The organism is Thermodesulfobacteriota bacterium, from assembly GCA_040756475.1.
In the GTDB taxonomy this organism is placed as follows: domain Bacteria; phylum Desulfobacterota; class Deferrisomatia; order Deferrisomatales; family JACRMM01; genus JBFLZB01.
Genome location: JBFLZB010000032.1, coordinates 13,789 through 32,485, shown reverse-complemented (window position 1 = coordinate 32,485; position 18,697 = coordinate 13,789). Strand labels below are relative to the sequence as shown.

Here is an 18,697-nt window from a genome sequence, read left to right as displayed (position 1 = left end):
CCCCCCCCGGCCCCCGGGGGGGGGGGGGGGGGCCCCCCCCGCCGCGCCCCCCCCCCCCCCCCCCCCCCCCCCGCCTCCGGCCGGCGCTTGCCCAAATCCGGTCGGTGCGTTCCCCATTGGCTCGGTCGGAGATTGCCCTCCGGCGCGAATGGGCGGTGCAGCGGCCCCAGGGGGCCGTTTTGGCACGGCGTTTGCTCACGCTTGGGACGCAGCGTGTTGTGACCACACTTGACACCCGGAGGGTTCCCGTTATTTTGCCGGCTCGCTGCTAGGTTTTGTTCCATCAACCTTCGTTCGTGAAAGGAGAGCACCATGAAGAACCGCTGGATCCTGACCCTGGCCTTGGCCGCCGCCGTGGGGCTGGCCCTCACCCCCATGCTGGCCGCCGCCAAGAAGCGGCTGGCTTACGGGGGCGGCCCCGTGGGCGGCACCTTCATGTACTTCGCCAACGCTACCGCCATCCTGATGTCGAAGAACGTCCCCGACGTGGAGGTCTCTGCGGAGAACACGGGCGGCTCCGCCGAGAACCTGCGCCGCCTCAACAGCGGCGACGTGGACTTTGGCATCGTCTACTCCGGCGACCTCTGGCTCGGCCTCAAGGGGGAGCTTCCCCAGGATGCGAAGAAGTACGATCGGGTTCGGCCCATGTCGTACCTCTACGGCGCTCCGGCGCAGCTCGTGACGCTGAAGGCCTCGGGGATCACCGACCCCAAGCAGCTCGCCGGCAAGAAGGTGGCCGTGGGCAACGCGGGCTCCGGGGCGGCGCTCTCGGCCCAGCGGTACTTCGAGACCATCGGGATCTGGGACAAGATGGAGCCCCAGTTCCTGGGGTACTCGGCGGCCGCTTCGGCCCTGGGCGACAAGAAGATCGACGCCTTCTGGGTTCTGGTGGGGTACCCCAACGCCTCCATCATCGAGGCCAGCACCACCAACGACATTACCCTCTTGAACCTGGTGGACGCCGGCAAGGCGGCCGGCTTCTTCGAGAAGTTTCCGTTCTACGCCGAGACCCGGATCCCGGCCGGTACCTATCGGGGCCAGGATGCAGAGGTGTTGTCCTTCAAGGACTCCGCCCTCTGGTGCACGGGCGCCCACGTCGACGCAGAAAGCGTCTACCAGGGACTCAAGGTCGTGTACGCGCCCGAAGGGCTGGAGTACATGGTGCAGGCCCACAAGGCCGCCACGGAGATGAGCCTGGAGTCGGCCCTCGACGGCATCCCGCTGCCCCTGCACAAGGGCGCCGACCGGTACTGGCGGGAGCGGGGCAAGGCGATTCCCGACGCCCTCAAGGCCAAGGACTGATGGGCCGGACGTGACCTCGGCGCGACGGGAGGGGGTTTGAACCCCCTCCCGTTTTTCCGTGTCGGGGCGGGCGGCCTTCCCCGCTTGCCCTCCCACCCCTGAGGGGAGCACAGCCATGTCGGTGGAGCAGTTTCGGGAGGCCGCGGCCGGCGGCGCAGAGCTCGAGCTCCAGAACGAGAAGGTCAAGAAGTACCTGGAGAAGGAGGAGAAGAGCGTCCGGAAGGTCCGGGGGCTCTGGCACTGGGTGGCGGCGCTGCTCATGGCGGCCATGGTGCTCTTCTACTTCTACTCCTCCGGGGTGCGGCCCGTGGCCGCCGAGCTCCACCGGGGGGTGTACGTGCTCATCACCTACGCCCTGGTCTTCCTCCTGTACCCTGCGGGCTCCCGGTGGTTCCGCCCGGTCCTTTGTCTGGTGCTGGGCACCGGCCTGTCGTTTGCGGGGTCCGTGCGGCTGTGGTTCGGAAGCGTGCAGGCCCTGGACGACCGGGTCGTGGCCGTCAAGCGCCTCTTCCAGGACGACGGCCTGGCCGCCGGCCTGGGGGGGCTGGGGTCGCTCGGGGGAGTGCTGGCGGTGGGGGTGGCCCTGGCAGCCGCCCTCTACGTGCTGGATCTCTGGTGCGACCGCCGCTTTCCCGACGCCCCGAGCCTCACCGACGTCCTCTTCGGCCTGACCTCCGCCGCGGTCGTGCTCTACTGGATCACCCAGTTCGAGGCCCTGGCCTACCGGGCGGGGGCCGAGTGGCCCATCGACTTCTACGTGAGCCTGGTGGGCATCGTCATCTCCGTGGAGGTGGCGCGCCGGGTGCTGGGGTGGTCCATTACGCTCATCGGGGTCGGGTTCGTCCTGTACTGCCTCTACGGACCCTACATGCCCGAGATCATCGCCCACCGCGGCTTTCGGATCGAGCGCATCGTCAACGCCCTGTACCTGACCCAGGACGGCGTCTTCGGCGTGATGGCCGACGTGCTCGCTACCTTCGTGATCCTCTTCATCTTCTTCGGGGCCTTCCTCCAGAAGTCGGGCGCCGGGCGCTTCTTCATCGACCTGCCCCTGGCCATCGCGGGGCGCAGCGCCGGCGGTCCAGCCAAGGTGGCGGTCATCGCCTCCGCGCTCTTCGGCTCCATCTCGGGCAGCGCCATCGCCAACACCGTGGCCACGGGCGCCTTTACCATCCCCATGATGAAGCGCGCCGGTTTCCGGCCCCACGTGGCCGGAGCCATCGAGCCGGCGGCGTCCATCGGGGGCATGTTCATGCCGCCGGTCATGGGGGCCGGCGGGTTCCTCATGGCCGAGCTCACCGGCATCCCCTATGTGAGCATCATGCTCATGAGCATCTTCCCGGCGTTCCTGTACTTTCTGTCCGTGCTCTTGATGGTCCACTTCGAAGCGAAGAAACACAACATCCAGGGGATCACGGAGGATCTTCCCAAGGCCCGCGACATCCTGCGGCACGAGTGGTACATGGCCCTGCCCCTGGTGACCATCATCGTGCTCATGCTCCTGGGGCGCTCGCCGGGCTTTGCGGCCTACTGGGCGACCCTGGGGTGCCTGGTGATCACGCTGCGGGCGAAGACCCTCCGGCTGGGGCTGCTCTGGTACGGGGTCTTCCCCGCCGCGGCTGTGCTGGGACTCTGGGCCCTGGGCTTCGACCCGGAGGCGTCGGCGCAGGCCTGCGCCTTCGCCTTCATCCTGCTCAGCTGGGTGAGACGAGAAAACCAGATGGGGCCGAAGGAGACCTGGGAGGCGATTCTCACCGGAGCCCGCAATACGCTGATCATCGGGGCCACGGTCGGGGTCATCGGGATGATCGTGGGCTCCATCGCGCTCACGGGAATCGGGCTCAAGTTCTCCGATATCATCATCTCGCTCGCGGACGGAAATCTCCTGATCGCCATCTTCCTCATTTGCCTCGCATCCCTGGTGCTGGGCATGGGGGTGCCGGTGACGGCGGCCTACCTGATCGTGGCGGTGCTGGCCGTGCCCGCGCTGCGCGAGATGGGGGTCATGCTGATCGCGGCCCACCAGATCGTCTACTGGTTCAGCCAGGACTCCAACATCACGCCGCCGGTTTGCGTGGCGGCCTACGCCGGGGCGGCCATCGCGGGCTCCGACCCCTGGAAGACCGGCTGGACGAGCTTCAAGTTCGCCAAGCTCCTGTATGTGGTGCCGCTGCTCTTCGCGTACACGCCTGCCATCCTGCTCAAGGACTGGGACGCCGTGCCGCCCCAGTTCTTCTCCCTCCACGACATCGGCTTCTCGTTCTTCAGCGCAACGGTCGGTACCGTGGCCTTTTCCGCCTTGAGCATGGGGTACCTGGTACGCCGGACCACCCTCCTCGAGTGGATCTTCTTTGCTGTGGCGACGTTTCTGTGCTACACGCCGGGACTCGTGACCGACGCGACCGGCATCGCCATGGTGGCCGCTCTGTGGTGGTGGCAGAAGCGAAAGAACCGCCTGGAGGCCGTGGCCGCCGCGGCCTAGCCCCGGAGCACCCAGGAGGAAGTCCGTGAAGCTGCCCGAGATCCAGAAGATCCTGTACTGCACCCAACTGGGCCCCAACGCGGCCTACATCTTCCGGTATGCCTACGCCCTGGCCGAGAAGCTCGGGGCCAAGATCACCGTGCTCCACGTGGTGGAGACCCTGACCCCCCGCCAGGAGGCCCTGGTGGAGGGGTACGCGGGGGCGGGGAGTCTCCACGCGGTGGTGGAGCGGGAAGAAAAGGGCGTGGAAGCCCGCCTGCGCAAGCGCATCCAGAAGTTCTGCACCCTGGTGGTGGGCAGGCCCGACTGCTCGGACCTGGTGGAGGGGATCGTCGTCGCGGAGGGGCACCGGCCCTCCGACGTGATCCTGCGCCAGGTGGCGCAGACCGGTGCGGACCTGGTGATCATGGGAGCCCACGCCGAGTCCACCGCCCTGGCCGCCCTCATGGGGAGCACCGCCCAGCGGGTCGTGCGCAAGTGCCCCGTGCCGGTGCTCACGGTGCAGGTGCCCGACGGCCAGCAGGAGCTGACGCTGACGGACTGACGTGCGGCTCACCCTCTTCCCCAGGCTCCTCCTGGCGTTCCTCGCCCTGGGCCTTCCGCCGGTACTGTGGCTGAGCCTGGATGCCGCCAGGCGCGTCGCCGCCGTGGGGGAAGAGGCGGTGCACCTCTCGGTGGAGGTGCTGGACGCCAAGGCCAAGCAGTCCCTGGAGCTCCAGGCCTTCGGGCTCGCGGAGCAGGTCTCCCGCTTTCTGGAGGAGCGGCTCCAGGATCTGCGCATCCTCGCCGATCTGCCCAAGGATCCCCAGGCCTTCCTCTTCTTCTGCCAGAGCCGAACGGGAGAGATCTGGACCCGCCGTCGCGATCCGGCGGGCGGAGTGCAGGAGTACCACCACCGCCTCCCCATCTACGCCGAGGTCTCCTGGATCGCCCCGGACGGGCCGGAGGTCTTCCGGGTCGACCGGGACTGGATGGCCCCCCACCGGGAGCTGCGAAACGTCTCCGCGCCCGAGGGCACCACCTTCGGGGTGGAGACCTACTTCGGCGAGGCGGTGGCGGCCGAGCCCGGCGGCGTCTACGTGGGCCGGCTGGTGGGGCGCCATGTGGGCAAGGCGGAGCAACTGGCGGGGGCGGCCACCCCCGAGGAGGCCGTGGGAGGGGCCGAGTACGCGGGTCACGTGCGCTTTGCCCTGGCGGTGCGCGAAGCGGGCGAGCTCCAGGGGGTGGTGGCCCTGGCCCTGGACCACCGGCACCTCATGGAGTTCACCCAGCACGTGCTTCCCCTGAGCCGGGAGCGGGTCGTCTTCCCGAGCTATCTCTCGGGCAATTATGCCTTCCTCTTCGACGACCGGGGCTGGATCATCACCCACCCCAAGTTCTGGGACCTCCCGGGTCTCGACGCCCAGGGACGCTGGGTGGCCGCCTACTCCCCCGCCTCGACCCCCGAGGACGTGGAAGCCGGGCGCATCCCCTTCAACTTGGACGAGGCGGGGTTCGTCCACCCCAACTATCCCCTGGTGGCCCAGGCCGTGCGGGCCGGCGGGTCCGGGGTGACCCGCACCTTCAACGTGGCGGGGGTGGACAAGGTGATGGCCTACGCGCCCATCTACGTGCGCCCGGGGCCCGGGGAGTCTCCCCTGGTCTTCGGGGGCGTGACCATCGGCGCCCTCACCGAGGCCTTTCACCGGGAGGCGGCGGAGACGGGCCGGATGATCGCCGAGGCCTCGCGGGGCACCCTTCGCACGGCCCTGTGGCTGGCATGGGGCCTGGGGCTCGCCATCCTGGGGGCGGCGTTCGGGCTCTCCCGGGCCATCGCCGGACCGGTCCACACCATGGCCCGGATGGCGAGGCGCATCGCCGGGGGCGACCTCTCGGCCCGGGTGGCGCGCTATCCCCGGGACGAGGTGGGAGACCTCGCCCGGGCGCTGAACCGCATGGGGGAGCTCCTGGAGGAGAAGGAAGGAAGGCTCGGGGAGAGCCTCCGGGAGCTCCAGCGCTCCCGGGACGACGCCCACGCGTACGCCGAGCGCCTGGGCGAAGAGCTCGCGACGCTCAGCCACATCCAGTCCATCAGCCGGTTCCTGGGCACGACCTTCGACCGGGAGGAGTTGCTTCGCATCATCGTGCGCACCTGCGTGGAGGGGCTTGGGTTCGACCGGGTGCTCCTGTACGTTCTGGAGCGGCAGGGGCGGGAGCTGCGCTGCGCGGCGGTGCACGGGTTCTCCCCCCCGGACGAGGCGCGGGTGCTCGCCACGCCCTTCGAGCTCTCGCGGCACGACTGCGTGCCGGTGCGGGTGGCGCGCACCGGAGAGCCGGTGCACGTGCCCGACGTGGCGTCGGCCGCCGGCCTCTCGCCGCTGGACCGTCGGCTGGCGCAGGCCGGAGGGACCTCGAGCTTCGTGTACGTGCCCATGAAGAGCCGCGACGCGGTGGTGGGGGTGCTGGGGGCCGACAACGCGGTCACGGGGCGCCCCATTCCCGAGCACCGGCTCGGCGCCCTCCAGATTGTGGCCGGGCAGGCCGCCCGGGCCATCGAGCGGGCCCGCCTCTACGAGGAGGCCAACCGGGCCCGGGCCTTCATCGAGGCCGTGGTGGATTCCCTGGCGTCGGGGCTCGTGACCCTGGGCGCCGACGGGCGGGTGCTCACCGTCAACCCCTACGCCGAGCGCGCCCTGGGCCTCGACGAAACGGCGGCCCGGGGGAGGCACCTGGAGGCGTGCGGCGTGGACCGGGCCCTGGCCCGGTGGGTGGTGGGGATGCTGTCGGCCCAGGGCAGCGCTCCGGGCCGACAGGAGGGTCAGGGGCCCGAGGAGTTCGAGGTGGACACCCCCCGGGGCCGGCGGGCCTTTACGTGGGTGCCCAGCCGGTTCGAGGCGGAGGGGGGGCCGGGGCTCATCCTCCAGTTCCGGGACGTGACCGAGGAGCGGGCTCTGAGCCACGCCCTGGAGCGGGTGGACCGGCTGGCTTCCCTGGGCCGTATGGCCGCCGGGGTGGCCCACGAGGTGCGAAATCCCCTCACGGGAATTGCGCTCTTGCTCGACGACCTCCACGACCGCCTGCCGCCGGGGGAGGACCGGAGCCTGGCGGCCCGGGCCCTCCAGGAGATCGAGCGGCTGGAGGGCATCGTCCAGGAGCTCCTGGCCTACGCCCGGGTGGACCGCATGGAGCGGCGCCCCTGCCCCGTGGAGGAGCTTCTGGAGCAGAGCCTCTTCCTCCTCAAGAAGCAAGCCCGCACCCAGGGGGTGCGGGTGGTGCTGCATGCCGAGCCGGGCCTTCCCCCCGTGGACGGTGACCCCGAAAAGCTCAAGCAGGCGCTCCTGAACCTCTACCTGAACGCCCTCCAGGCCATGCCCGACGGGGGGAGCTGCGGGTTTCTGCCCGGAGGACGGGTGGGGAGGTGGAGCTGCGGGTGGAGGACACCGGGCCGGGGGTGCCCCCCGGCGAGGCCGACCGCATCTTCGAGCCCTTTTACAGCCTGCGGGCCGGCGGGACGGGCCTGGGGCTCTCCATTGCCCACACCATCGTCTCCGACCACGGGGGGCACATCGCACTGGAATCCCCGTCCGGAGGCGGAGCGGCGTTTTCCGTGCGCCTGCCCGCGGCGGCCGAGGCCGAGCCCGCCCCCCGGGCGGCACCCCAGGGAGCACGAGGCTGACCCATGACCGCGGCGTCCATCCTGATCGTCGACGACGAGGCGTTCCTGCGAGACCAGCTCCAGCGCATCCTGGCGGAAGAGGGCTACGCCGTGCGCGGGGTGGAGACCGGCAGGGAGGCCCTCAGGGCCGTGGAGAAGGAGGGGGTGGATCTCGTGCTCCTGGACCTCAACCTCCCGGACCTCCACGGCATCGAGGTGCTCCGCGAGCTGCGGGCCCGGGACCCGGACCTCCTGGCCATCGTGGTCACGGGCTACGGCTCGGTGGAGAGCGCCGTGGAGAGCTTGAAGCTCGGCGCCTACGACTACATCAAGAAGCCCTTCAAGGCCGACGCCATCAAGCTCATCGTGCGCCTGGCCCTGGAGACCCAGCGGCTGCGCCGGCGGGTGCGGGTGCTGGAGGAGCGCGACGGGGGATTCGGCCAGGCCGTGGTGGCCGAGAGCGCAGCCATGGCCGGCATTCTCGGCCAGGCCCGGGACGTGGCTCGGCACGGTGACACCACCGTGCTCCTCACGGGGGAGAGCGGCACCGGCAAGGAGGTGGTGGCCCGGTTCATCCACGGCCTCTCCGAGCGGGCAGGGGGGCCCTTCCTGGAGATCAACTGCGCGTCGATTCCGGGGCCGATCCTGGAGAGCGAGCTCTTCGGCCACGAGCCCGGGGCCTTTACCGACGCGCGCAAGGCCAAGGAGGGACTCCTCCAGGCCGCCGACGGCGGCACCGTCTTCCTCGACGAGGTGGGCGACATGGACCTCCCCCTCCAGGCCAAGCTCCTGCGGTTCCTCGAGACGCGCAAGATCCGGCGTCTGGGGGGCGTGCGCGAGGTGCAGGTGGACGTGCGGGTCGTGGCCGCCACCAACCAGGACCTGGGCGACGCCATCGTGGGGCGCACCTTTCGGGAGGACCTCTACTACCGCCTCAACGTCTTCCCCATCCACATCCCCCCGCTGCGGGAGCGGCGAGACGACATCCTGCCCTTGGCCCAGCACTTCCTGGACCACTTTTCCCGCAAGTTCCACAGGCCCCTCTCCGAGCTCTCCCCCGACGCCCGCCGCGTGCTCCAGGCCTACCCCTGGCCGGGCAACGTGCGGGAGGTGCGAAACCTCATGGAGCGCCTCGCCATCACCTGCCGAGGGCCGACGGTGGAGGCCCGGGACCTGCCCCCCGAACTGCGGGGCCCCCGTCCTTCTGCCGCCTCCGGCTGGACCCTCCCCCCCGAAGGCTGCCGCCTCGAGGAGGTGGAGGCCGAGTTCGCCCGGTCCTTGATCCTCCAGGCCCTGGACCGGGCGGCCGGCAACGTCTCCCAGGCCGCCCGCCTCCTGGGGCTCCCCCGGGGCACCCTGCGCCACCGCCTGGAGAGCCTGGGCCTGGAGGCGACCGCCAAGGGGGAAGCGGGAGAGTAACGGGCGGGCCGAAGGGAGGAAGAACGCGGCTTCACGGCCAGGAACCAACTCCTAATCTTGGGGCGGGGTTCGGGAGCCCTGGAGCGCAGCCCCGTGCCGCCTCGACAGAACCGCGGCAGCGAGGCCGAAACCGGTGAGGCTCGGCGCACCGGCTCCCTCGGAGACGCCGCCTCCGAACATCGCGGATTGCGGGGCGGAGCGCAAGGGCTCCCGGACCCCGCTCGCCACCCAGGCGGTGGATCCAGGACGAACGGGTGCCTTGACCGGACGGGGGGCGGCGGGTGGCCTTGGTCCGCCACTTGGTCCATCGATATCCCGGTGGAGGACGCCATGCCGACCATGGTCAACGTACACGAGGCGAAGACCCACTTCTCCCGTCTGCTCGAGCAGGCCCATGCCGGACAGGAGATCATCCTGGCCAAGGCAGGAAGGCCCTATGCGCGGCTGTTGCCCCTTGCCAGAGACGCCAACCGGCGACCGGGCCGCCTGCCGGGCAGGCTGGGGGATGCGTTCTTCGAGCCCCTACCCGACGAGGAGTTGGACGCGTGGGAGGGAAGATGAGGTTTCTGCTCGACACCCACGTGTGGCTCTGGCGGGTTACCGACGACCCTCGCCTACCGGCGACGGCACGGGCGGCCATCGGGGACGAGGCCAACGACATCTTCGTCAGCGCGGCGAGCGCGTGGGAGATCGCCACCAAGCACCGGATCGGCAAGCTCGAAGGGGTGCCTCAGGCAGCCGCGCGGTTTGCCGAGTTGGTGGCGGCAGACGGATTCCACCACCTGCCGACCGAGCATTCCCACGGATTACGGGCTGGAAGCCATGGGGCGGCTCACCGCGATCCCTTCGACCGGATGCTTGCTGCCCAGAGCGAGATCGAGTCCCTGCCCCTGATCACCCGCGATCCGGCCTTTTCGGCGTTCTCCGTATCCACTCTCTGGTGACCTCGCCGATCTGCTGGCCGCAGGCGGCGCACGAACCCGCTTGGAAACCCTCGTTGGCTCCCCCGCCGATACGGCCCGGCAGCTCGACGGGTTGGTGGGGCAGTTTCGGACCTGACCCGCGCCGGGCTTTATCGTCCCCGTACCTGGGCGAGATAGCGGGCCATCCGCTCCGCCTCCTCGTCCGTGAGGACCGGTGGGTCAAGCGAAGCGGACCTGCCATTTTTCTGGAGCGAAACTTGTCCCATCGTTCCAGATTTCCGGTCCTCAAGAATCTCTAGTCCCCAAGTCCAGGCCGAGGCGCGGAGCGGCCGGCACGCCCCCTCTGCCTCCGGCCCTGCGCCCCGCCCCATGCAAAAGGCGCAGAAATATCCTCAAGCATCCCCGCCGGGTTGTCGATACGCCGACTGGCGCGCACCGAAACCGCGTTCCCGACGTCAAGCAAACCGACCCCACGCAACCTCGGACGGGAGATTCCCGGCCCCCAGCCCCCCGGAGGATGAAGATGAAGAAGTCTGGCGGAATTGCGCTCACCCTGACCATCGGGCTCCTTGTGGGCACGGCTGCCCTTGCGGCCGACGTGGAGACACCCAGAGAGCTGGCCGGGGGCAAGATCCTCACGGCGGCCCAGGCCAAAGACCTCGTCGGCAAGGCCCACTTCTTCGACATGCGAAAGGCCGTCAACTACGGTCGCGGCCACATCCCGGGCGCCGTGGCGCTTCCCTACGACCAGAAGAGCGCCCTGAGCGCCGACTTCGACGCCTCGCTGGACCGGCTCGACGCCGCCCAGCTGCCGGCGGACAAGGGCGCGGCGGTGGTCTTCTACAGCGACGGCCCGACGGGCTGGAAGTCCTACAAGGCCGCCGTCCTCTCGATTCGCGACGGCTACACGAACGTCATGTGGTTCCGGGGCGGCACGGCGGAGTGGACCGCGGCGGGCTACCCCCTCAACTAGGCGGCAGCCCAGGGCCCCATGGAACCGATCCCGGCCGGGGCGGTCCGCGAAGCGCAGCGGCCGCAGCCCGGGGCGACGACCCCGATAGGTGAACGGATGCGAGCATTCCTCCGCAACCGCAGGATCAAGACCAAGATGGTCGGGGCCGGCCTCGGAATCGTGGCCGTCATGGCCGCCGTCGCCGTCGTGGGGGGGCAGGCGATGCGCAGCGTGGGCACCAGCTACGAAGTGGCGACGCACCTTCTCGACGGTTCCGGCGCGCTGCAGCAGATGCTTCGGGGCATGAGCGAGGCGGTGCTCTCCCAGGAGGGCGAGCTGGGGGTCGAGCCCGACATGATCGCCACGTTCCAGGCGGGGTTCGACGGTTTTCGCAGGGCGCTCGTGGGGCTTCGAGCCGTGGACCCCGCCGAGGCGGAGGCGATCGCTGCGACCTGGGGGCCGCTCGAGGAGGCCCTGGCGGCGTTTCTGGCCGCCACGGCCCGCGTGGACATGAACGACGTCCAGGCCGTGGTGCGGGTGGGCAAGATGGTTGGAGAGAGCGAGCGGTTCGCCGAGCGCCTCAACGAGCTCTCCCACGAGAGGATGGCCCAGGTCGGACCGGTGGTGCGGCGGGCCGTCGTCATGGCCTCGACCGGGTTGGGGGTCGGGCTCGCCCTGGTCCTGGCGGTATTCGGGGCTCTCTACCGGGGCGTCGCGATCCCCGTGAATGCCATGACGGCGGTCGTTTCCAGGATCCAGGCCGACTCCGACCTCACGCGCCGGCTGGCCGCGGGCAGCGCCGACGAGGTGGGCCAGGCTTCGGCGGCCCTCAACCGGATGCTCGAGCAGTTCCAGGGCGTGGTGCGGCACATCGGGGTGGTGAGCCGTGAGCTCTCCGCGGCGGCCCAGCAACTGGCCGCTTCCACCCAAAAATCCCGCGAGACGATGGGGCGCCAGGAGGAGGGCGCCCAGGAGATGTCTACGGCGCTCGCCGAGATGGTGGCGACGGTGGAGCAGGTGGCCGAGAGCACGGTGCGCGCCGCGCGGGAGGCGGAGCGGGCCGACCGGGAGACCGCCGGCGCCCTCGGCGCGGTGGAGCAGACGGTGACGGCCGTCGAGGCGCTCGCCTCGGAAGTCAAGGCGTCCTCCCAGGCGCTGGGCGCCCTGGAGGCGGTGGGGCACGAAATCGGGGCGGTGCTCGAGGTGATCCGGGACGTGGCCGACCAGACGAACCTGCTGGCGCTCAATGCCGCCATCGAGGCCGCCCGGGCCGGGGAGCAGGGTCGGGGGTTCGCGGTGGTGGCCGACGAGGTACGAAAGCTCGCCGAGCGGACCCGGCAGTCCACGGAGCAGATCGGGAGGATGATCGAGAGGTTCCAGGGGGGGCTCGCGAGCGCCCTGGCAGCCATGGGCAAGAGCGTGGCGAGCGCGGAGGATACCCGCCGGCGCGCCGGGGGGCTCGGGAGTTCGCTCGGGGCCATGGGCACCGCCGTGCGGCTGATCGCCCAGATGAACGAGCAGATTGCGGGCGCTGCCCAGGAGCAGGGCGCCGTGGCCCAGTCGGTCAACCACAACGTCGAAGGGCTCCGGGACGTGGCCGGGGAGACCGCCCAGCGGGCCGCGGAAGCGGATCAGGCGGCGAACGCCCTCGCCGATACGGCCCGGCAGCTCGACGAGTTGGTGGGGCAGTTTCGGACCTGACCCGGGCCGGGCTTTATCGTCCCCGTACCTGGGCGAGATAGCGGGCCACCCGCTCCGCCTTCTCGTCCGTGAGCTCGGCGCCGCGTTGTCGCATGGCCCACACGGTGCGGCCCGTCCGAGCACCCGAAGAGGACCAGGAGCCCCGCGACGCCGGCCGCGAGCGTCGCCTGCCTCATCCCTTCACCACCCCCATGGGCCGCAGCCGCGCGACCCGGCGGGAGATCCCCGCGCCGGCCACCGCGTCCACCACGTCGTCCACGTCCTTGTAGGCCTCGGGCATCTCCTCGGCCAGGGTCTTGACGCCCGCGGAGAAGACCCAGATGCCCTGGGCCTCCAGGTCCCTGCGCACCTGGGCCCCGTGCTTCTTCTTGAGGGCTGCGTGGCGCGACAGCAGACGGCCCGCCCCGTGGCAGGTGGAGCCGAAGGTCTCTTCCATGGCCCGCTCGGTGCCGGCCAGCACGTAGGAGGCCCGGCCCATGTCGCCCGGGATCATCACGGGCTGCCCCACGGCCCGGTAGCGGGGGGGAACCTCGGGCCGCCCGGGCCCGAAGGCCCGGGTGGCTCCCTTGCGGTGCACCATCACCCAGCGCTCCTGCCCCTCCACGCGGTGGCGCTCCCGCTTGGCGATGTTGTGGGCCACGTCGTAGACGAGCCGAAGGCCCAGGTCCCGGGGCGAGGCCCGGAAGAACTCCTGGAAGGCCTCCCGGGCCCAGTGCATCAGGGCCTGGCGGTTGGCCCAGGCGTAGTTGGCGGCTCCGGCCATGGCGGTCAGGTACTCCCGGGCGGCCGGGGTCGAGAGGTAGGCGCAGGCGAGCTGCCGGTCGGGCAGCTCGATGCCGGACCGGGCCACCTCCCGGGCCATGACCTTCAGGTAGTCGTCGCACACCTGGTAGCCGAAACCCCGGCTCCCGGAGTGGATCATCACCGTCACCTGCCCCTCCCGCAGGCCGAAGGCCGCCGCGGCCTCCGGATCGAAGACCCTCTCCACGTACTGGACCTCCAGGAAGTGGTTCCCCGACCCCAGGGTCCCCACCTGGTTGAAGCCCCGCTCGTAGGCCCGCTCCGAGATCGCCGCCGGGTCGGCGCCCGCCAGGCACCCTCCCTCCTCGGTCACCTCCAGGTCCTCGAGGCGGCCGTAGCCCGCCTCCACGGCCCAGGCCGCGCCGCGGGTGACGACCTCTCTCTGTTCCTTCTTGTTCAGGCGGATGGGGCCGGTGGAGCCCACCCCCGAGGGAACCCGGCTGAAGAGCAGCCCGGCGAGCTCCCGCACGCGGGGGGCCACCTCGGCCCGCTCCAGCTCGGTGGTGAGGAGCCGGCACCCGCAGTTGATGTCGTAGCCCACTCCCCCCGGCGAGATCACCCCCGTCTCCGCGTCGGTGGCCGCCACCCCCCCAATGGGGAACCCGTACCCCCAGTGCACGTCGGGCATGGCCAGGCTGGCGCCCAGAATCCCCGGCAGGGTCGCGACGTTGCGCACCTGCTCCGCGGCCTTCTCGGAGCGGATCTGGGGAATCATCGTTTCGGTGGCGTAGAGGAGGCCGGGCACGCGCATGGCGCCTTCCCGGGGGATGCGCCAGCGGTAGTCGTCCACCTTCTCGATGTGTACATGGGTTTCCACGGGAGTCCTCCGGTCGGGGCTGTGGGTGCGGCGGGGGGGATCGGGAGCAGTCTACCGGCTCCCCCGGGGGGGGGGAAGCGCGCGCCGGCTCAAGTTTTACGGGCCAGCGGGCGATCCCCCTAGGCGATGCTGCAACACGTTGCCAGGGAGGAGCCCGCCATGACCATCCGCAGCGTCGTCCAGGAAGCCCGCGACCGGGGACGCCTGACCCACTCGGCCCAGGGGCAGCTCGCGCGCCTCATCGAGCTCTCCGAGGGGCTCCCGGAGGAGGACTACCGCGCGCTCGTGGAGCTGCGCGCGGCCATCGAGGCCGGGTGGGTGCGGGTCGAGACGCGACGCGCCTACCGCAACATCATGGAGGAGCTCGCGGTCGAGGAGATCGAGGCCCGCTGGGCAGACGAGGGGGGCGGGGGCGTCGACCGGGGGGATGTGCTGGCCTGCGCCCTCAACCGGCTGCCTCCCCTCTACGCCACGACCGACGTGGGTGCCCAGTATCAACGGGAGCGGGCCCGGCACGAGCTGCGGAGCCTGGTCGCCGAGCAGGTGACGGTGGCCCTGCACCGGGCCCGGGAGCGGCCCGAACCCCTGCCGGAGCGCCGTCCCCTGGGGGCGGACGCCAGCGAGCCCCTGCTGCGGCACATTGCCTCCCTGCTCCACCGGTTCGCGTCGGACTACGAGCTGCCGGGCTGACCGGGAACGCGGGGCGGCCGGCAACTTTGGGGCCCCCCGGGAGGCCGGTTTGCGTGCGCTCCGACCCTCCGGTACCCTCCCCGGGCACACGCCACTGGGGACACCGGGGGGGAGGGAGGCGCCCATGCGCTCTGTTGCCGCCGCCGTCGCCATCTCGAGCCTTCTTTTCGCTGCGCCCCTGCTCGCCGGGGAGGGCGACACCGTCCCCTACGAGGTCGCGGGGAAGGCCTACGAGGGGTACTACGTCGCTCCCCGGCCGGGGGCCCCCCTGGTGCTCCTCATCCACGACTGGGACGGGCTCGGAGACTACGAGGTGAAGCGCTCTCAGATGCTGGCGGAGCTCGGGTATGCCGTCTTCGCCGCAGACCTCTTCGGGGCCGGGGTGCGGCCGGCCACCCTGGAGGACCGGCGCCGGCACACCGGCCAGCTCTATGCCGACCGCGCGAAGTTGCGCACCCTCCTCAAGGGGGCCCTCGACGCCGCGAAGGGCAGGGGGGCGGATCTCGGCAACGCCGTGGCCATGGGGTACTGCTTCGGCGGCGCGGCCGTGCTGGAGCTGGCCCGCTCCGGGGCCGACCTCAAGGGCTTCGTGAGCTTCCACGGGGGACTCGAAACCCCCGCGGGGCAAGACTACTCCCGGGCCAAGGGGCAGTACCTGGTCCTCCACGGCACCGCCGACACGGCGGTCACCCTGGATCACTTCGCGGGCCTCGCGGCCGAGCTGGAAGCCGCGGGTCTCCCCCACGAGATGGTCACCTACGGCGGCGCGCCCCACGCCTTCACGGTGTTCGGCGGCGACCGGCACCGGGAAGACGCCGACCGAAAGTCCTGGGCGCTCTTTGCCCGGTTCCTGGCGGACGTGCTCGGGAACCTCAGGACTTCGCCGCCCGGTTGAGCTCCTCCAGCAGTTTCTTAACGTCCACGTTGTGGATCATGGCGCTCTGCTTGACGGTCTCGGTGGCCTGCCCGGGGCACGAGAAGCAGCCCGAGCCGTAGTACTTGCGGAACACCCCCTCCGTCTCCGGGTGCGCGGCGAGAATGTCGCCCAGCACCTGGTCGGCCCGGATGGGGGCAGGTCCGCCCGAAGCTCCGGCCCCGGCGGACCCCGTGACCTCCCGCACCGCCCCGACCACGGCCTCCAGGTCGAGCCCGTGGCGCTGGCAGGCCATGGCCAGGGTCACGGGGAGCTGCTTTACCTGCTCCCGGTGCGCCGGGTCCGCGAGGGCCGTCAGCCCCTGGGCCACCAGGACGTCGGCCGTTGCGGGCCACCGGGTCAGGAGCTCCCCCACCCGGGTGTCGGGACCCACCGGGGGAGCGGCCTGGGGGGCAGTGGCGGGCTGGGCTTCCTCTTCGCCCTCCGTCGACGTTTCCGCCGCCAGCACCGTGGCCCCGATGTTCACCGCGAAGAGCACCGCCGACGCCGCCGAGAGCGCGCCGAAGGCCGCAAACCCGGTGGAAGGCATCTCGGGATAGGTGGCCACCAGCCCCACCAGCCCCACGTTGGACGCCCAGAAGTGCAGGGGAACGAGGAAGGGCCACTTGAGCTCTCGGGCGTTGAAGCGCGGGAGCACGAAGTACCCCACGCCGTAGATCATCATGGCCATGAAACCGAGCAGGTTGAAGTGCACGTGGGCGAACCGGGCCCACGAGGGCGCCGTGCCGAGCCCCATCCAGAGGCCGAGCAGGGAAGCCAGCACGAAGTAGACGAGAGAGGCGACGACGAAGCCCTTGGTGTAGCGGTCCACGGTACGACCTCCTGGGTTGGGGTGGGAGTCTGGGAGGAGGGTACCGGGGCCGGCGCAGGCCGGCCTTGACCTGGGTCAGCGCCGGAGAAGGAAAGCGGGGGACCGGTAAACCGAGCCGCGCCGGAGGGCAAACGTCGCCGGAACCGCGGCGAGCCGTTGCGGCGGGGGATCTGTGTGCCGCGGGATGAACCGCTCTGCTTGAACTCCCTCGCCCTCGGAGGGAGAGGGGCCCGGGGTGGGGGGGAACGCGCCGCGCGTCATCCCTGCCTGGCCTCGGGGTGACCGAGGGTCATGGGCAACTCAGGAGGCTTCCCCCTCTTCGAGGGCTGCCGCCCATCGATCGAGGAGCTCTCCGAGCGTCTGGCGGAAGATGAGGGCGTGGAGGGGGTTGGCCGCCTCTGCCAACCCATCCTCGCCAGGGGTCTCCTCCACCGGGGGGAGGTCGGCGAGGGCCACCGCCAAGGCCATGCTGCGAAAGTCCTGGGCGTCCCGGACGACCTCCGGCGCCGCCCGCAGGATCGCTGCAGGAAGCCGGCGGAGGATCGGTGGCAGTTCCATCTCCTGCATGTACTGGGCGGCGAGCTGGCCGACGCGATCGGTGTCATCGTCCGGATCTCCGGTGCCCCACAGCTCCTCCGACCTCTCGATCCGGTGCGCCACGAAGTCCGCCACGGCCGTGCCGTCGAACCGCAAGGAGTCCAGGGCCGGCTCCTCCCCGAACAGGGTCTGCAGGTGGGTCATGTCCTCTGCGAAGCTCTCCGGTTCGTGGAGGCGCGGGACGAGCTGCGGGTCTTCCAGGGGGGAGGAGGGGACGAAGCGCTCCTCCTGCGCGGGCTCGGGGGCCGCAGCCGCCTTGGTCCCACAGCATTTCTTGTACTTGCGGCCGCTGCCGCAGGGACAGGGGTCGTTGCGCCCCGGACGGTACGGCGCCTGCAGCGGCGGCTCCGTAAGGGCGTCGAACACCCGAAGGGCCGCCAGCAGGGCGGTCATGCCCGTGACCTGCTGAGCCTCGTCCGCCGTGTCGTAGCCGGCGCCGCGCAACGCCCGGACCATTGCCTCCCCGGCCTCGGGGGGCATGCCCGCCCGATCGACGAGACGACGCAGATTCATGCTCCCTCCGCTCTACGGGAACCCCGCCGGCCTCACGCCCGGAGCTCGCGAATGGCAAAGGCCGTGAGCGCCGAGGCGTTGTGGATCCCCAGCTTCTTCATGATGTTGGCCTTGTGTTTGTCGGCCGTGCGGTGGCTGATGCCGAGCCGCTCGCCGATCTCCCGGCTGGTCAGCCCCTGGGCCACCAGGGCCAGGAGCTCCCGCTCCCGCTGGGTCAGCACCCGCAAGGCCCCGGGCGCGCCGCCGGCGCTTCCCTCAGCCGCCAGGTAGACCTCCAACACCCGCGCCGTCACCTCCGGCCCCAGGTACGGAAAGCCGCGCACCGCCCGGGCGATGGCCATCTGGATCTCGTCGGCGTCGGCCTGCTTGATCACGTAGCCGTCGGCCCCCGACCGGAAGGCGGAGCGGATGGCCGCATCCGAGAGCTCCTCCGTGAGGATGAGGACCCGGGTCTGGGGGGCCTGGGCCTTGATCTCCCGGGTGGCCGTCTCCCCGTCCATGTCGGGCAGGGCCGTCTCCATCAGGACCACGTCGGGGGCGAGCTCCAGCACGAGCCGTATCGCCTCGTCACCCGTCCCCGCCTGGCCGACCACGGTGATCTCCGGGTGGGCGTCCAGAAGCACGCTCAGCCCCTCCCGCACCATCTCCCGGGGGTCTGCAATGATGATGTTGCGCGCAGGCTTCATCCTTCATGCTCCTCTTCCCCCGGGGTGCTGTCTTGTTCTGCGCGGCCTGGATACCGGTTCCACGAGCCCGAGTCAAGGCATTTGGGTCCACAGGCATTTGGGCCCAAGGGAACGCGGCGCAACCTTCAGGCCGCCCGCTGCCGGGGTGCCCCCCCAGCCGGCGAGACACCTGGGCAGAGACGTCTGCGCAGTCATTCCACGTGGCTTCCCAAATGGGCTACGCAATAGTGCGCACACATAAGTATTTGAACCATACGATAGTACCTACGTATTGTACGAAAAACGTATATGACATGCTGCATTTGCTAAACGGCAACCGCAACGTTGGTATCGATGCGTACAGTAGAGAATCGGAACCACTATTTTTCCATGTATGGCGTAACAAGCGCGATTTCTATACAGTAATCGCCGCGCTCTTGTGTCTGCAGATTCAAT

General features: G+C 70.5%; 15 protein-coding genes and 1 pseudogene. 12 read left to right on the top strand and 4 right to left on the bottom strand.

Annotated elements, in window-relative coordinates:
- Window positions 1-312: 312 nt before the first annotated feature.
- The 10 genes and pseudogenes from AB1578_06885 to AB1578_06840 all read left to right on the top strand — a co-directional run bounded on the left by AB1578_06885 (window position 313) and on the right by AB1578_06840 (window position 12,413).
- Entirely contained in the window at window positions 313-1,302 is a 990-nt protein-coding gene (locus AB1578_06885) for a TAXI family TRAP transporter solute-binding subunit (protein MEW6487623.1), read from the top strand.
- A 115-nt stretch (window positions 1,303-1,417) separates the two neighbouring features.
- Entirely contained in the window at window positions 1,418-3,784 is a 2,367-nt protein-coding gene (locus AB1578_06880; protein MEW6487622.1) for a TRAP transporter fused permease subunit, read from the top strand.
- A gap of 25 nt (window positions 3,785-3,809) precedes the next feature.
- Window positions 3,810-4,328: a universal stress protein gene (locus AB1578_06875; GenBank protein MEW6487621.1), complete on the top strand. Its 519-nt coding sequence runs from the start codon at window positions 3,810-3,812 to the stop codon at window positions 4,326-4,328.
- 427 nt (window positions 4,329-4,755) lie between these two features.
- Window positions 4,756-6,930: pseudogene (locus AB1578_06870) on the top strand (GAF domain-containing protein).
- Window positions 6,931-7,181: 251 nt separating this feature from the next.
- Entirely contained in the window at window positions 7,182-7,439 is a 258-nt protein-coding gene (locus AB1578_06865; protein MEW6487620.1) for an ATP-binding protein, read from the top strand.
- Between the two features lie 3 nt (window positions 7,440-7,442).
- A complete protein-coding gene (locus tag AB1578_06860) occupies window positions 7,443-8,837 on the top strand; it encodes a sigma-54 dependent transcriptional regulator (GenBank protein ID MEW6487619.1) in 1,395 nt (464 codons plus the stop codon).
- A gap of 330 nt (window positions 8,838-9,167) precedes the next feature.
- Window positions 9,168-9,398, top strand: a complete 231-nt coding sequence (locus tag AB1578_06855; protein ID MEW6487618.1) for a type II toxin-antitoxin system prevent-host-death family antitoxin — start codon at window positions 9,168-9,170, stop codon at window positions 9,396-9,398.
- A complete protein-coding gene (locus AB1578_06850) occupies window positions 9,395-9,781 on the top strand; it encodes a type II toxin-antitoxin system VapC family toxin (GenBank protein MEW6487617.1) in 387 nt (128 codons plus the stop codon). The genes AB1578_06855 and AB1578_06850 overlap by 4 nt, the downstream gene beginning before the upstream one ends.
- 502 nt (window positions 9,782-10,283) lie before the next feature.
- On the top strand, window positions 10,284-10,733 hold the full coding sequence (locus AB1578_06845; protein ID MEW6487616.1) for a rhodanese-like domain-containing protein: 450 nt from the start codon (window positions 10,284-10,286) through the stop codon (window positions 10,731-10,733).
- A 96-nt stretch (window positions 10,734-10,829) separates the two neighbouring features.
- Window positions 10,830-12,413 (top strand): methyl-accepting chemotaxis protein, encoded by a 1,584-nt coding sequence (locus tag AB1578_06840; protein MEW6487615.1) that lies wholly within the window; start codon window positions 10,830-10,832, stop codon window positions 12,411-12,413.
- 172 nt (window positions 12,414-12,585) lie between these two features.
- Here the strand turns inward: AB1578_06840 and AB1578_06835 are convergent, their stop codons facing one another.
- Window positions 12,586-14,031: an RtcB family protein gene (locus AB1578_06835; GenBank protein ID MEW6487614.1), complete on the bottom strand. Its 1,446-nt coding sequence runs from the start codon at window positions 14,029-14,031 to the stop codon at window positions 12,586-12,588.
- Window positions 14,032-14,190: 159 nt separating this feature from the next.
- Between AB1578_06835 and AB1578_06830 the strand changes: the two genes are divergently transcribed.
- The gene (locus AB1578_06830; protein ID MEW6487613.1) at window positions 14,191-14,721 is read left to right on the top strand and encodes a late competence development ComFB family protein; all 531 of its coding nucleotides are present in this window, start codon (window positions 14,191-14,193) and stop codon (window positions 14,719-14,721) included.
- Window positions 14,722-14,845: 124 nt separating this feature from the next.
- On the top strand, window positions 14,846-15,616 hold the full coding sequence (locus tag AB1578_06825; protein MEW6487612.1) for a dienelactone hydrolase family protein: 771 nt from the start codon (window positions 14,846-14,848) through the stop codon (window positions 15,614-15,616).
- On the opposite strand, the gene AB1578_06820 is transcribed toward AB1578_06825, so the two are convergent.
- From AB1578_06820 to AB1578_06810, 3 genes are all read right to left on the bottom strand, one after another.
- On the bottom strand, window positions 15,594-16,466 hold the full coding sequence (locus tag AB1578_06820; GenBank protein MEW6487611.1) for a DUF1858 domain-containing protein: 873 nt from the start codon (window positions 16,464-16,466) through the stop codon (window positions 15,594-15,596). The genes AB1578_06825 and AB1578_06820 overlap by 23 nt on opposite strands.
- A gap of 300 nt (window positions 16,467-16,766) precedes the next feature.
- Entirely contained in the window at window positions 16,767-17,576 is an 810-nt protein-coding gene (locus tag AB1578_06815) for an SEC-C metal-binding domain-containing protein (protein ID MEW6487610.1), read from the bottom strand.
- A gap of 32 nt (window positions 17,577-17,608) precedes the next feature.
- Window positions 17,609-18,262 carry a response regulator transcription factor gene (locus AB1578_06810; GenBank protein MEW6487609.1) on the bottom strand — a complete coding sequence of 218 codons (654 nt, stop codon included), beginning with the start codon at window positions 18,260-18,262 and terminating at the stop codon, window positions 17,609-17,611.
- Between the last annotated feature and the right edge of the window lie 435 nt (window positions 18,263-18,697).

Coding starts and splice junctions, on each gene's coding strand:
- AB1578_06885 (MEW6487623.1), top strand. CDS start 313: ATGAAGAACCGCTGGATCCTGACCCTGGCCTTGGCCGCCGCCGTGGGG.
- AB1578_06880 (MEW6487622.1), top strand. CDS start 1,418: ATGTCGGTGGAGCAGTTTCGGGAGGCCGCGGCCGGCGGCGCAGAGCTC.
- AB1578_06860 (MEW6487619.1), top strand. CDS start 7,443: ATGACCGCGGCGTCCATCCTGATCGTCGACGACGAGGCGTTCCTGCGA.
- AB1578_06855 (MEW6487618.1), top strand. CDS start 9,168: ATGCCGACCATGGTCAACGTACACGAGGCGAAGACCCACTTCTCCCGT.
- AB1578_06850 (MEW6487617.1), top strand. CDS start 9,395: ATGAGGTTTCTGCTCGACACCCACGTGTGGCTCTGGCGGGTTACCGAC.
- AB1578_06845 (MEW6487616.1), top strand. CDS start 10,284: ATGAAGAAGTCTGGCGGAATTGCGCTCACCCTGACCATCGGGCTCCTT.
- AB1578_06840 (MEW6487615.1), top strand. CDS start 10,830: ATGCGAGCATTCCTCCGCAACCGCAGGATCAAGACCAAGATGGTCGGG.
- AB1578_06830 (MEW6487613.1), top strand. CDS start 14,191: ATGACCATCCGCAGCGTCGTCCAGGAAGCCCGCGACCGGGGACGCCTG.
- AB1578_06825 (MEW6487612.1), top strand. CDS start 14,846: ATGCGCTCTGTTGCCGCCGCCGTCGCCATCTCGAGCCTTCTTTTCGCT.
- AB1578_06815 (MEW6487610.1), bottom strand. CDS start 17,576: ATGAATCTGCGTCGTCTCGTCGATCGGGCGGGCATGCCCCCCGAGGCC.
- AB1578_06810 (MEW6487609.1), bottom strand. CDS start 18,262: ATGAAGCCTGCGCGCAACATCATCATTGCAGACCCCCGGGAGATGGTG.